The 12,779-nt window shown below is 62.8% G+C and carries 12 protein-coding genes; 3 read left to right on the top strand and 9 right to left on the bottom strand.

The window, feature by feature from the left end; genetic code table 11:
- Positions 1-69: 69 nt before the first annotated feature.
- From VJS46_RS11450 to VJS46_RS11480, 7 genes are read right to left on the bottom strand one after another with little or no spacing between them, the layout of a single operon-like run.
- Positions 70-828, bottom strand: a complete 759-nt coding sequence (locus VJS46_RS11450) for an SDR family NAD(P)-dependent oxidoreductase (RefSeq protein WP_324060186.1) — start codon at positions 826-828, stop codon at positions 70-72.
- Positions 829-3,225, bottom strand: coding sequence for a xanthine dehydrogenase family protein molybdopterin-binding subunit (locus VJS46_RS11455; protein WP_324060187.1), 2,397 nt, complete (start codon positions 3,223-3,225; stop codon positions 829-831).
- On the bottom strand, positions 3,222-3,986 hold the full coding sequence (locus VJS46_RS11460; protein WP_324060188.1) for an N-acyl homoserine lactonase family protein: 765 nt from the start codon (positions 3,984-3,986) through the stop codon (positions 3,222-3,224). Before VJS46_RS11460 ends, VJS46_RS11455 begins: the two co-directional genes overlap by 4 nt.
- The gene (locus tag VJS46_RS11465) at positions 3,983-4,465 is read right to left on the bottom strand and encodes a (2Fe-2S)-binding protein (protein WP_324060189.1); all 483 of its coding nucleotides are present in this window, start codon (positions 4,463-4,465) and stop codon (positions 3,983-3,985) included. Before VJS46_RS11465 ends, VJS46_RS11460 begins: the two co-directional genes overlap by 4 nt.
- On the bottom strand, positions 4,462-5,340 hold the full coding sequence (locus VJS46_RS11470; protein WP_324060190.1) for a xanthine dehydrogenase family protein subunit M: 879 nt from the start codon (positions 5,338-5,340) through the stop codon (positions 4,462-4,464). The genes VJS46_RS11465 and VJS46_RS11470 overlap by 4 nt, the downstream gene beginning before the upstream one ends.
- Before the next feature lies 1 nt (position 5,341).
- On the bottom strand, positions 5,342-6,121 hold the full coding sequence (locus tag VJS46_RS11475; protein WP_324060191.1) for an enoyl-CoA hydratase/isomerase family protein: 780 nt from the start codon (positions 6,119-6,121) through the stop codon (positions 5,342-5,344).
- Positions 6,118-6,588, bottom strand: a complete 471-nt coding sequence (locus VJS46_RS11480; protein ID WP_324060192.1) for a thioesterase family protein — start codon at positions 6,586-6,588, stop codon at positions 6,118-6,120. The genes VJS46_RS11475 and VJS46_RS11480 overlap by 4 nt, the downstream gene beginning before the upstream one ends.
- Before the next feature lie 155 nt (positions 6,589-6,743).
- Here VJS46_RS11480 and VJS46_RS11485 point away from each other — a divergent pair, with 155 nt between their 5' ends.
- The 3 genes from VJS46_RS11485 to VJS46_RS11495 are packed head-to-tail and all read left to right on the top strand — an operon-like array spanning position 6,744 to position 10,123.
- The gene (locus VJS46_RS11485; RefSeq protein WP_324060193.1) at positions 6,744-7,892 is read left to right on the top strand and encodes a zinc-dependent alcohol dehydrogenase family protein; all 1,149 of its coding nucleotides are present in this window, start codon (positions 6,744-6,746) and stop codon (positions 7,890-7,892) included.
- Positions 7,889-9,379: an NAD-dependent succinate-semialdehyde dehydrogenase gene (locus VJS46_RS11490; protein ID WP_324060194.1), complete on the top strand. Its 1,491-nt coding sequence runs from the start codon at positions 7,889-7,891 to the stop codon at positions 9,377-9,379. The genes VJS46_RS11485 and VJS46_RS11490 overlap by 4 nt, the downstream gene beginning before the upstream one ends.
- Before the next feature lie 18 nt (positions 9,380-9,397).
- Positions 9,398-10,123 carry a carbon monoxide dehydrogenase subunit G gene (locus VJS46_RS11495; RefSeq protein ID WP_324060195.1) on the top strand — a complete coding sequence of 242 codons (726 nt, stop codon included), beginning with the start codon at positions 9,398-9,400 and terminating at the stop codon, positions 10,121-10,123.
- A gap of 35 nt (positions 10,124-10,158) precedes the next feature.
- Here VJS46_RS11495 and VJS46_RS11500 read toward each other — a convergent pair whose 3' ends face one another.
- The gene (locus VJS46_RS11500; protein WP_324060196.1) at positions 10,159-11,151 is read right to left on the bottom strand and encodes an XdhC family protein; all 993 of its coding nucleotides are present in this window, start codon (positions 11,149-11,151) and stop codon (positions 10,159-10,161) included.
- A gap of 132 nt (positions 11,152-11,283) precedes the next feature.
- A complete protein-coding gene (locus VJS46_RS11505; protein ID WP_414708009.1) occupies positions 11,284-12,726 on the bottom strand; it encodes an aldehyde dehydrogenase family protein in 1,443 nt (480 codons plus the stop codon).
- Positions 12,727-12,779 lie beyond the last annotated feature (53 nt).

Here is a 12,779-nt window from a genome sequence, read left to right on the forward strand (position 1 = left end):
ATCCTCTCCTATTCTGCCTTATCGCGCGGGCCGCAGCGTTGGATTGTGCTGTTCTTGCCCGCGGGTCGATCAAACCATCGCAAAGCCGCCATTGATGCTGATGGTCTGGCCGGTGATCCAGCTCCCGCCCTCGGACGCCAGAAACGCGACCATCGGAGCGACATCGCCCGGCTGTCCGATCCGTTTCAGCGGGTAATTCTTGACCATCTTCGGCATCATCTCCTCCAGCCATTTCGGGTCGGAATGCGCCGACTGGATCATGCCTAAGGTGATGGCGTTGCAAGTGATGTCATAGCGGCCAAATTCCTTGGCAAGCGACTTGATGAGGGCGATCGCACCAGCGCGTGCTGCGGCCGCCATGGACAGATTGGCCTCGCCCACGCGCGAACTGTCGCCACCCAGCGAAATGATGCGGCCGCCCTTTCCCGCATCCACCATATAGGGCAGCGCGGCGCGCGACGTATGAACGGTGGCAAGCAGGCCAATGTCGATATGGCGCTGCCACTGTTCGTCCGTCGTCTCAAGGAAGCGGGCGCGCTGGGCGACGCCCGCATTATTGACCACGATGTCGATACCGCCGAACTCGGCGACAATCTCGTCCACCATGGCCTTTGTGTCGGAAGAACTGCCCACATCGGCCTTCCACGCCTTGGCCTTGCCGCCTGCCGCGATAATATCCCTTACCACCGCCTCGGCAGCTTCGCCGCTCGACTGATAATTGACCGCAACGGCGGCGCCCTCCGCTGCCAGTGAGAGCGCGATCTCGCGTCCCACGTCACGCGCTGCCCCGGTGACCAGAGCGGCCTTTCCTGCAAGTGATCCCGTCATTCAGTCTTCCCTTCTGTCCTTCGATGTTTCCCGGCTACCCTCGATCAGGCGGAAAATCCGGTCCGGAGTGGCAGGCAGGGTCTGGATTTCGATACCGAGCGGCGAAAGCGCGTCGGATATGGCGTTGGCGATGGCAGCGGGAGCTCCGATTGTTCCGCCTTCGCCCATGCCCCTGAAGCCGCCGACATTGTTTGGCAGGTCTGCTTCGATATGAACGATGCCTATATCGGGAACGTCCGTGGCGAGCGGGAGCAGATAGTCGGCAAGGCTCGCCGTCACCAATTGTCCGTCGTCGTCATATTGAATTTCCTCGAGCAGGGCAGCGCCAATGCCTTGAGCGACCGCACCCTGAACTTGGCCATCGACGATCATCGGATTGATGATCCGCCCACAATCCTCCGCGACCACATAATCGGTTACGCGCACGCCAAATGTCTCGGGATCGACCTCGACAACCGCAAGATGGCAAGAGGAGCAGGCCGTGCCGAGATAGGGGTCATAGGACTCCGATCCCGTCAGATCCTCGCGTTTGTCGTGCGGAATGCGGCCCATCTGCATATAGACCGCATTCGCCAGTTCCTTGAACGTCATCGACGCGTTGGACGAACGGGCGCGAATGATCCCATTGGAAGCCTCAAGGTCCTCCTCGGGCACCTCCATCAGCAGCGATGCGGCGCGCAGCACCTTCTTCTTCACGACGCGCGCGGTCTTGGTCGCCACCCCGCCGGCAAGCACCGCCGACCGGCTGGCATAGGTGCCCGTGCTCATCGGCACCAGCGAACTGTCGCCCTGCCGGATTTCTATATCCTCAAGGCCGCAACCCAGTTCATCGGAGATGACTTGCGCCAGTGTGGTTTCAAGGCCCTGGCCATGGGAGGCAATACCAAAGTCGGCAATGACCGAGCCCGTCGAGTCGATGGTGATGGTCGAGGTTTCCGTGCCGGTATTGATGGGCATGCCGGGCGCGACGGCGATGCGCGAACCGATCCCGGTCAGCTCGGCATAGCAGGAAAGGCCGATGCCGACCCAGCGCCCTTCGGCGCGGGCCTTCCGCTGCCGTTCGAGCAAGTTCGGATAGTCGGCATGGCCGCAGGCCGCCTGCAGACATTCCATGAAGGCCGACTTGTCCCAGATGATGCCCGATCCGGTACGATAGGGAAATTCATCCCCGGCGATGAGGTTGCGGCGGCGGATTTCCGCTGCGTCCATGCCAAGCTTGCGCGCCGCCATGTCGACCAGCCGCTCCATGGCGAATGTCGATGAGGGCCGGCCGACGCCGCGATAGGGGCCGGTCGGCGGCTTGGGCGTCAGCACGCCCCTTACGCGGCCGCGATAATGTTCGATCCGGTAAGGGCCAGGGAGAAAACTCACCACCTGCACAGGTTCCAACCCTGCAGTCCAGGGATAGATGGAATAAGCTCCGATATCGCCGATTACCTCGGCGCGAAGGCCAAGGAAGCGGCCTTCCTCATCGACCGCCAGCTCCGCGTCGATCAGCTCATCAAATGCCTGGCTTGACGCAGTGAGTTCCTCCAGCCGGTCGCCGGTGAACTTCACCGGCCGCTCGAGCTTGCGAGCGAGCAAGCAGACCAGCATTTCCTCATGATAAAGCGAACCCTTGCCGCCGAAGCTGCCGCCCACATCGGGGGCGATCACCCGCATCCGGCTGCCCGGCAACGACAGGCTTTCGGCAAGCGAGTCGCGCACGATTCCCGGAATATTGCTGGAGGTCCAGAGCGTGAGCGCCATGCGCCGCCGGTCATAGTCGGCGAGGTAACAGCGGCTTTCCATTGACGTCGGCGTCTTGCGCGTCATGCGGAACTGGGCGCCGACCGTGACCGGGGCGGTTTCGAACACCGCGTCGACCTCGCCGCGTCCGAATTCGCGTGAGATGATGACATTGGTGCCCGCATCCTCGTGGATCAGCGGCGCATCGTCCTTGACGGCATCGACCTGACGAATGGCGAAAGGCAGCGGCTCATAATCGATCTCGATAAGGCCAAGCGCATCCTCGGCGGCGTAGCGGCTTTCGGCGACGACCGCGAGTACCGGCTCGCCGACATAGCGGACCTTGTTCCGGGCGAGCGGCCAATAGGGAGTTGCGTAATAGCCCTTCATCCGCGAGCTGGGGATGGCTGGCTTTACCTCTCCTTCCAGGTCGGCTGCCTCGAATATGCCGATAAGGCCCGGAACGTCGATCGCGGCGCCCAGGCGGATGTCGCGGATCAGCGCATGCGGCTGATCGCTGCGCAATATCGCCACATGGGCCATGTCGGGCAGCTTGATATCATCGACATATTGCCCCGATCCCGATAGCAGGCGCGGGTCTTCGGTGCGCTTGACGCGCTTGCCGACCAGGCCCGGCCGCCGTTCGACGGAAAGGTCCGCCTTGTTCATGCGTAGTGCTCGGCTCCCTTGCGCAATCCTTGCCACTGCGCTTCGTCATGGCCGTAGATCAGCTTTGCGCCGCGCTCGCTGATCGCCTTGAGTTCGGCGATGGCGGCATTGGCCTTGTCCATGTCCCAGCTGTTTTTCGGGGCATAGGCTTCGACCAGATTGGCCTCGACGGCGACTGCGTCAGACGCCAGCAGGAATTCGCCGCTTTCGTCGAGCGCGACCAGCGCCGCCGTCATGCCGGGCGTATGGCCCGGCACCGGCAGCAGCACGATGCGGCCGTCGCCGAACAGGTCGCGCTGCCCCTCAAATGTATCAAAGCCGCGCTGGGCATGGTCCCATTCCTGCGGCAAATAGCCCTGCGCCACGCCCCCCTCGCTTTGCGCGGCCGCCAGTTCATCTGCGTGGCAGATGATGGTAGCGCGCTTGAAATGCTCGTTGCAGCCGCAATGGTCGGGGTGGAAATGCGAGCAGATGACGACGTCGATATCGTCGGCCGAAAGCCCCGTCTTGCCGAGCTGGTTTACCACCGTGTCCTCTGGCCTGTAGATCGGAACCATGGCCCGCGCGATACCGCCCCAGCGCGCCTCCGCATCGATGGCGGCTTCCGGGCTGCATCCGGTGTCGAACAGTACATTGCCCTGATCGTGCTTGAGCAGGGTGCACAGTACGGGCAGCTCGAATGTCTCCTCGCGCGCGGCGGAAGGATAATAGACCGAACGGCGCATGCGCAGGCGTCCGCCTGAAAGGAAGTGCATCTTCATGGCAGCGGTCCTCTTTCTTTCGCCAGTTCTCGTACGGCGTTGACGATGTGCTGATAGCCGGTGCAGCGGCAGATGTTGCCGGACAGGGCCTCGCGTATCTGCTCGTCATTCTCCAGCGGATGATGTTGCAGCATGTCGGCGATGGTCATGACGAAGCCGGGCGTGCAAAAACCGCACTGAAGGCCGTGATGATCGCGAAAGGCAGTCTGGATCCGGCCGAGCTGTTCGCGGCTGCCCTGGCCCTCGATCGTCTCGATCTGCAGTCCATCCGCCTGAACCGCAAGTGTGAGGCAGGAGCGGGCGCTCCGGCCGTCCAGCAGCACGGTGCAGGCGCCGCACACGCCATGTTCGCAGCCGACATGGGTGCCTGTCAGCCCCAGTTCGTGGCGCAGGAAATCGCTGAGCAGCATGCGCGGCTCGACGCTTCGGCTATGGGAAACGCCGTTGACGACCAGGTTGACGTCGACCTTTGCGTTCATGCGGCCGGTTCCTCCTCTGCACGCTCCCAGGCCGCCTTCAACACGCGCCCCGCCAACACTCCTGCCAGATGGCGGCGATAGGCGGCCGAGCCATTGAGATCGGAATTAGGCTCTATGTCTTCGCGCAGCCGCGCCACCGCTTCGGCTATTACGGGCGTATCCATTTCGCTGCCTTCCAGTGCTGCTTCAACGGCGGGAAGCCGCATGGCGGTATCGCCAACGCCCATGACCGCCACCCGCACATTCTTTGCACGTCCCTGCCTGCGCTCGACCGTGGCGACCACGGCGGCCAGCGCATAATCGCCGTGGCGGCGCGCAAATTCCTCAAAACCCCATCCCGTATCGGCGGGCAATTTGTCGATCGCGATTCCGGTCACCAGTTCGTCCGGCTGCAACGCTGTCGTGAGGGAGGACAGCAGGAATTCGCGGGCGGGCAGGGTGCGCTCGCCAGAGGGTGACGCGATATGGACGGTTCCATTCAGCAGCAGCGTCATCATCGGCAGTTCGGCCGCCGGATCGGCATGACAGACGCTGCCGCAATAGGTGCCGCGATTGCGCACGGTGAGATGCGCGACATTCTTCATGGCTTCATGCAGCACCGGGACATGCCGGGCGATGGCCGGATCGCTTGCGGTCATCCTGTGGCGGACAAGCGCGCCGATGTGAAAGCGATCACCCCGGTCCTCGATCCGGTCGAGTCCGGCAATGCGGTTGATGTCGACTAGCACGGACGGGCGCACCATGCGGAAGTTAATCATCGGCATCAGGCTCTGACCGCCCGCAATCACCTTGCCGTCGCCGGAGGCAGCTGCCAGCGCTTCCACCGCATGGGCGACTGTTTCTGCCGACACATAGTCGAAAGGCGCCGGTTTCATGTCAGTCGCCCGTGAAGCGCGGACGGCGCTTCTCCGCAAAGGCGGCACGCCCTTCCTTATAATCGTCGCTGGTGAGCGCCCGGAAGATCGCTTCATCCGCGGCATGGCCATTGAAGGATGTGTCGGGCATGGAAGCCATGTTGAGGATTGCCTTGGCCCCCTGGATCGAAAGCGGCGCCACATCCTTCACATCTTCAAGCCAGGCGCGCGCAGCGGCCACGGGATCGGCCTCAACTGCGTCGGCAAAACCAGTGCGGAGCGCATGGCTGGCATCGAAGGGGCGTGCCGAATAAAAGATTCGCTTGGCTTCGGTCAGCCCCACCAGTGCCAGCAACCGCATGGTCCCGCGCACGCCATAGACGATCGACAGATTCCCCGCCGGAATCGCCATCCGGGCAGTAGGCGACAGGAAGCGGAAGTCGCAAGCCATGGCGATATTGCACGCGCCGCCATAGCAATAGCCGTCAATGGCGGCGATCACGGGCCGCCCCAGCGCCGTAATCGCATCACAGGCCGCATCGACCGCCACCTCATAGGCAATGCCTTGCTCAGGCGTGGCGCGCGTGGTCTCGAAATCGGAAATATCTGCGCCAGCCGAGAAACAGCCGCCCGCGCCCGTCAGGATCACGCCGCGAACGCTGTGATCGTCCGCCAGTTCGTTAAAAAGCGTGGCAATCCCCTGCCACTGGACATAGTCAATGGCGTTGCGCCGTTCGGGACGGTCGAATGTGACCGTGACGATATCGCCTTCGCGCTCAACACGGATGCCGTCGATGGTCATTCCGCCCTTTCCTTCACCAGCGTCGCAAGGAAGGCCCGCATGGGCTGAGGCAGCGGGGTGGGACGGCGCTCTGCGCTGTCCACATAGACGTGCACGAAATGCCCCTCGGCCACGGCCAACTCCTCATCCTGTTTGAACAAGCCGATTTCGTATCGCACGCTGGAACTGCCGAGCCTGGCTACGCGCAGCCCTGCCTCGATGCTTTCGGGGAAGCTGATCGGCGCAGAATAACGGCATCCCGTTTCCACCACCAGACCAATGACCGGGCTGGTGGCAGGGTCGAGCAGCCCCTGTTCGATCAGCGTCGCATTCACGGCGGTATCGAAAAAACTGTAATAGATCACGTTGTTGACGTGGCCGTAAGCGTCATTGTCCATCCACCGCGTGGGGATTGCCCGAAACACCGCATAATCGCCGCGCTTTCCTCTTGCGGAACGCGGTTCACCGGCGGCGGTATCTTTTGTCATCGGACAGGTTTCCCCTGAGAAAAGCGATCGCGGCTGTTCAAGCCTAGTGACTTGCATTACTGGACTGTGTTACCGGTCGTCAAGCACCCGCAAGCTGAAAACGGCGTGCAGACCCGTCGATAGCCAAGCCGCAAGAAGGAGGAGGGTTGACCGAAATGAAGATCAGGGCCGCCATTTTGAGGAACATGGGCGCCAGCCATCCTTATGCCGACTCGCAGCCGCTTGCGATCGAGGAGCTGGAACTTGATCAGCCGGGGACGGACGAGGTCCTGGTCAGGATCGCAGCGGCTGGCCTTTGTCATTCCGACCTGTCCGTCATCAATGGCAGCCGCCCACGGCCGACACCAATGGCCATCGGGCATGAAGCGGCCGGAGTGGTGGTCACGACCGGACCAGGGGTGGACGATCTGAAGCCCGGCGACCATGTCGTCATGGTTTTCATGCCAAGCTGCGGCCATTGCCTGCCCTGTTCCGAAGGACGGCCAGCCTTGTGCGAGCCCGGCGCTGTGGCAAATGGCAAGGGCACGCTGCTATCGGGCGAAATCCGGCTGCATGAGACGGCCGGTGGTCCGGTTCACCACCATCTGGGCTGTTCGGCCTTTGCCGATCATGCCGTCGTCTCGCGCCGGTCGCTGGTGAAGATCGACAAGGATATTCCCTTTGAAAAGGCAGCGCTGTTCGGTTGCGCCGTGCTGACCGGCGTGGGCGCGGTCGTGAACACCGCGGGCGTCCAGATGGGCCAGAGCGTGGTGGTGATCGGCCTTGGCGGCGTGGGTCTCTCCGCGCTGCTGGGTGCACTTGCATCCGGCGCGGCGCAGGTGATCGCGGTGGACCTGTCGGAGGACAAGCTGCGGCTGGCGAGGGAACTCGGCGCGACCGCTGTGGTCAATGCGGCCGATGCCGACGCTGTGGAACAGGTCCGCAGGCTGACCAATGGAGGAGCCGACTTCGCCTTCGAATTCGCCGGCGTGGCGAAAGCGCTCGAAAATGCCTATGCCATGGCCCGTCGCGGCGGCACTACGGTGACGGCTGGCCTGCCGCCGCCAGAGGCTACTCTGGGCGTCAATATCGTCAGCCTGGTGGCCGAGGAACGCACGGTGAAGGGCAGCTATATCGGTACATGCGTGCCGGTGCGTGACATTCCCCGATACATGAACCTTTACAAGCAGGGCCGCCTGCCGGTTGACCGGCTGCTGAGCGGCATCATATCTCTTGATGAGATCAACGCGGGTTTCGACAGGCTACATGATGGCAGCGTTGCGCGGCTGGTGGTCCGCTTCGAAAATGAAAGAGCTTCAGGATGACCAATGAAATGAAGGCGGCCCAGGGCGTGCCGGGCTTGAAGGATTCCAACCTTTTCCGGCAAAGCTGCCTGATTGGCGGCCAATGGGTGACGGCAGAGAGCGGCGCCACGAGCGCGGTGAGCAACCCTGCGACAGGCGAGGTCATCGGCCATGTCCCGGCACTGTCGCGCAAGGAAGTCAGCCGCGCCATCGATGCCGCCCATCAGGCGCAAGCCGCCTGGCGCGCCAAAACCGCGAAGGAGCGCGCCGCGATCCTGCGCCGGCTTTATGAACTCATGATGGAAAATCAGGATGATCTGGCGCTCATCCTCACCACTGAGCAGGGGAAGCCCTTGGCCGAAGCGAAAGGCGAGGTTGCCTATGCCGCCAGCTTTATCGAATGGTTCGGCGAAGAGGCCAAGCGCGTCTATGGCGACACCATCCCCAACCATCTGCCCGGCCGCCGCATCATCGTCCAGAAGGAGCCGATCGGCGTCTTTGCTGCCATCACCCCCTGGAACTTCCCCAGTGCGATGATCACGCGCAAGGCGGGGCCGGGATGGGCGGCGGGCTGCGCCGGTGTCATCCGCCCGGCGAGCGAAACGCCCTTTTCCGCCCTGGCGCTGGGCGTCCTAGCCGAGCGGGCGGGCATGCCTGCCGGGGTTTGCAATGTCATCACTGGCCCGTCAGCCGAGACCGGCAAGGAGCTTTGCGAAAATCCCAAGGTCCGCAAACTCTCCTTCACTGGTTCGACGCGGGTGGGCACGCTGCTGCTCGCCCAATGCGCGCCGACGGTAAAAAAGACCAGCATGGAGCTTGGCGGCAACGCCCCCTTCATCGTGTTCGACGATGCCGATGTTGACGCGGCGGTCGCAGGTGCAATGGCGTCCAAATATCGAAACTCCGGCCAGACATGTGTCTGCGCGAACCGGTTCCTTGTTCAGAACGGCATCTATGACCGCTTCGCGCAAAAGCTGGTGGAGGCGGTTCACGCGCTCAAGGTCGGCAAGGGCACGGACACTGGCGTCACCCAGGGCCCGCTGATCAACATGGACGCCGTGACCAAGGTTGAGGAGCATATCGCCGACAGCCTCGCCAAGGGCGCGCGCATCCTGACCGGCGGCAAGCGGCATGCGCTTGGCGGTTCCTTCTTCGAACCAACCGTCCTCGCTGACGTGCCCGCATCAGCCGCCGTGATGTCGGAGGAAACCTTCGGCCCGCTTGCGCCGCTTGTGCGCTTCAAGACGGAAGCGGAAGCGATCAGGCTGGCGAATGACAGCGAATTTGGCCTGGCCGCTTATTTCTACAGCCGGGACGTCGGGCGCATCTTCCGGGTGGCCGAGGGGCTGGAGGCTGGCATCATCGGGATCAACGAAGGGATCATCTCGACCGAGGTGGCGCCCTTTGGCGGCGTCAAGGCTTCGGGCCTTGGCCGCGAAGGGTCCAAATATGGCATCGAGGACTATCTCGAAATCAAATATCTCTGCCTGGGCGGCATCGATAGCTGAAGGCGCGGGAGGCAATATATGGACATGACAGGGGAGCAACGCATTCCGGCGGACCGGGATACCGTCTGGAAGGCGCTAAATGATGTTGAGATATTGAAGACCAGCATTCCAGGCTGCCAGGAATTGGTGAAGGAGTCGGACACAGAGATGACGGCCATTGCCGTCGTCAAGGTCGGCCCCATCTCCGCCCGCTTTCAGGGCCGGGTGACCCTGTCCGATCTTGATCCCCCCAACGGCTATCGCATTTCAGGGGAAGGGCAGGGCGGCGTTGCTGGTCATGCAAGGGGCGGAGCCGTTGTGCAACTGATCGAGGACGGCGGCGAGACAATCCTGCGCTATGAGGCCTCGGCGCAGGTGGGCGGCCGCCTGGCCCAATTGGGCGGGCGCATGATCGACGCAACCGCGCGATCGATGTCGGCGGCCTTCTTCAAGAAATTCGCGCAGGAAATCACGGAGCGCCAGGCCGCTGCAACAGTAGCGGAAACCGCCCCTGTCGAGGCGGCCGCTGCCGTTCCCGCACCGCCGCGGCCTGTGCCAGTGACCGCTGGCCAACCCAGGTCCGCCATATCCGCATGGCTGTGGGTCGCATGCGGCCTGCTGCTCGGCGCCTTGCTTGCGGGCCTGTTCGGCATGCAGCCGCTCGTGCCGGGCAGGGAAGGCATGCTGCGTCCAGACACTTTGGCGTTGGTGGCAATTCTGCTCGCGTTGCTTCAGGGTTATCTGCTCGGGCGTCACCGCGCCTGAGGGAGAATTGGACCGGCAGGGCAGGGGACCGCACTTCATCCGTTTTTGGCAACCTCTTCGCGGCTGCGAGAGCCCGGCTTCTGATCCGGCTTCAGGTGGCGGCGGTCGAATTCAGCCACGACTTGCGCGAGGATCGACACCGCCAGGGTTTCTGGATCGCGCATCGACGGAATAAGCCCGATCGGCGCGACAATGCGGGCAATGTCCACTTCGGCTATACCCATCTGGCGAAGCATGTCGCAGCGCGCCGCGTGGGTTCTATTGCTCCCCATGGCGCCCACGTAAAATGCCTCGCTCGCAAGGGCATGCGCAATATAAGCGGGCTCCCAGTCATGATCGTGGAACAGGACCACCACGGCGGTCCAGCGATCAAGCTCAGGATAAGGTCCGCCTGTGAGGGTCTTAAGGAGCTTGGCCGGCGCGCCAAGCTCCAGGCTGGCCGCGACGATCCGCTCATCGGGGGAATAGACCTCGGCAATCGCCTCACACGCACCGGCGAGTTCGGCCAGTTTGATGACTGCGGCTCCATTGCCAAAGATTGCCAGCCGCAGCGGCGGTACATGGCCGACCAGTACCAGATCCTTCTGGACGGTAAGGGCGCGGTTCGCTGGCTCGTCGAGAATAGCTATTCCAGGAGCAGTCAGCGAGAGACCGAGGGTCAATGGGCAGCGAGCCTCAAGATGGGCGACGAGTTGCCGTCCGTTCGACGCATCGCCGATCGGCGTGAACAGCAGGTCCACGCCTCCGCCGCAGGGAAGCCTTATATCGATATAGGGTGAACCCTGACCGAACCGGACCGTCCGCGGAACGCCTTCCATGATCGCGTCAATGGCTTCGCCGGCTACAGCCCTTTCTATGCAGCCACCGGACAGGGAACCGGCAAAAGCGCCTGTTTCGCTGACGGCGAGGTGTGCGCCGGGATTGCGCGTGGACGCACCAGTCACATCAATGATGGTAACGAGCGCAGTACGCTCGCCACGCGTCTGTGCTTCGGCAATGAACCGGAATACCTCGAGAGGATTATACATGCGATCTCCGATAGCATCCGGCAGAATAGGGGTATAGCGCGTGCAGCGCTACCCTCAGCTCACGCCAAGGGGCGCGGAACGCCCGCCCCGGCGTTCCGCGCCTGGTTCAGCCCGAGGACCGGCTGGACCAAATCAGGCGATCGTCACCGCGGGCGAACGCCGCGTCACCACGGTTTGGGTGTTCGTATATTCAGCCAGGCCATCGAGCGAATTTTCGACGCCAATGCCCGATTGCTTGTGGCCACCGAAAGCCGCGTGGGGCGAGAAGGTGTGGATTTCGTTGATCCAGATCACGCCCGCCTCGATGCGCTCGCCGATCGACTTGGCGAGATCGGCGTCCGCCGACCAGACCGAGGCGGCCAGCCCCATGTCGGTGTCGTTGGCGCGGGCAACCACATCGTCAATGTTGGTAAAGCGCAGGAGCGGCAGCACGGGCCCAAAAGCTTCCTCCTTGACCACGCGCGAATCCTCGGGCGGATTGTCGTAGATGGTCACTGGCACGAAATAGCCTGTCCCATCCGACACCTCGCCGCCGAGCACGGCGTTAAGGCCGTTGGTCTTGGCGTCGGCCAGAAGGTCCTTAACCTTTTCGAACTGCATTTTGTTCTGGATCGGCCCAAGCTGGACGCCTTGCTGCGAACCGTCGCCGACCTTCACCGTCTTGGCATATTCGACCATCTCATCACGCAGCACGTCGTAAATATCGTCGTGGATGTAGAGGCGCTTGGCCGCGCAGCAGAATTGCGCGCTATTCTGGAAAGCGGCCCAGAACAGCTCCTTGGCCATCTGCTTGGGATCGACATCGGGCAGCACGATCGCCGGATCGTTTCCTCCCAGCTCCAGCGTAATGCGCTTCAGGTTCGATGCGGCCGACTCCATTACCTTCCTGCCCGTGGCGGTCGAGCCAGTGAAGCTGATCTTGGCAATGTCCTTGTGGCCCGTCATCCAGGCGCCGAGATTATCGCCGCCCGATACCACATTGAGCACCCCGGCGGGCAGCACGTCGCGCAGCAGCTCACCAATTTTGAGCGTGCAGAGCGGTGTATAGGGGGATGGCTTCAAGACCATTGTATTGCCCGCAACCAGCGCTGGCGCGACCTTCCAGATCGCCAGCAGGATCGGGAAGTTCCATGGCGTGATCGCGCCGACGACGCCGAGCGGCACATGCCGCATCTCAACCGTGCGCTGCTCGTCCTGCTCAATGATCTGGGTCGGCAGTGACTGGGTGGCGATCCCGCCGCACCAGGCGATTGAACCGCCGATCTCCCAGTCAGCGCCGGCTTTCGCCTTGCCTTGTTCCAAGGTCAGAAGGCGGGAAAGCTCGCCGGCATGCGCCTGTAGCACTTCTCCGATCTTTGCGACCAAAGCCTGGCGCTCCTCGACAGGGCGCGCGCTCCAAGCCGGGAAGGCCGCCTTCGCTGCGGCCACGGCTGCGTCGAGCTGTTCACGCGAGGCATCCGGGACCCGCGCGATCGCTGCCTCGGTCGCGGGATTATAGGCCTCGAATGTCGATGAAGAGCTCTCGGCTTTTCCGCCGATCGTCATCGTATAGTCGGAATAGAAATCAACTGGCATCGCTATGCTCCCAACATGGCTTTTTGCAGCCGTCTGGACCCATGAATAACCTG

It is taken from the genome of Rhizorhapis sp. (assembly GCF_035276005.1).
In the GTDB taxonomy this organism is placed as follows: Bacteria; Pseudomonadota; Alphaproteobacteria; order Sphingomonadales; family Sphingomonadaceae; genus Rhizorhapis.

Excerpts from the sequence above, each read along its gene's own strand:
- VJS46_RS11450 (WP_324060186.1), bottom strand. The coding sequence starts at position 828 with ATGACGGGATCACTTGCAGGAAAGGCCGCTCTGGTCACCGGGGCAGCG.
- VJS46_RS11455 (WP_324060187.1), bottom strand. The coding sequence starts at position 3,225 with ATGAACAAGGCGGACCTTTCCGTCGAACGGCGGCCGGGCCTGGTCGGC.
- VJS46_RS11460 (WP_324060188.1), bottom strand. The coding sequence starts at position 3,986 with ATGAAGATGCACTTCCTTTCAGGCGGACGCCTGCGCATGCGCCGTTCG.
- VJS46_RS11465 (WP_324060189.1), bottom strand. The coding sequence starts at position 4,465 with ATGAACGCAAAGGTCGACGTCAACCTGGTCGTCAACGGCGTTTCCCAT.
- VJS46_RS11470 (WP_324060190.1), bottom strand. The coding sequence starts at position 5,340 with ATGAAACCGGCGCCTTTCGACTATGTGTCGGCAGAAACAGTCGCCCAT.
- VJS46_RS11475 (WP_324060191.1), bottom strand. The coding sequence starts at position 6,121 with ATGACCATCGACGGCATCCGTGTTGAGCGCGAAGGCGATATCGTCACG.
- VJS46_RS11480 (WP_324060192.1), bottom strand. The coding sequence starts at position 6,588 with ATGACAAAAGATACCGCCGCCGGTGAACCGCGTTCCGCAAGAGGAAAG.
- VJS46_RS11485 (WP_324060193.1), top strand. The coding sequence starts at position 6,744 with ATGAAGATCAGGGCCGCCATTTTGAGGAACATGGGCGCCAGCCATCCT.
- VJS46_RS11490 (WP_324060194.1), top strand. The coding sequence starts at position 7,889 with ATGACCAATGAAATGAAGGCGGCCCAGGGCGTGCCGGGCTTGAAGGAT.
- VJS46_RS11495 (WP_324060195.1), top strand. The coding sequence starts at position 9,398 with ATGGACATGACAGGGGAGCAACGCATTCCGGCGGACCGGGATACCGTC.
- VJS46_RS11500 (WP_324060196.1), bottom strand. The coding sequence starts at position 11,151 with ATGTATAATCCTCTCGAGGTATTCCGGTTCATTGCCGAAGCACAGACG.
- VJS46_RS11505 (WP_414708009.1), bottom strand. The coding sequence starts at position 12,726 with ATGCCAGTTGATTTCTATTCCGACTATACGATGACGATCGGCGGAAAA.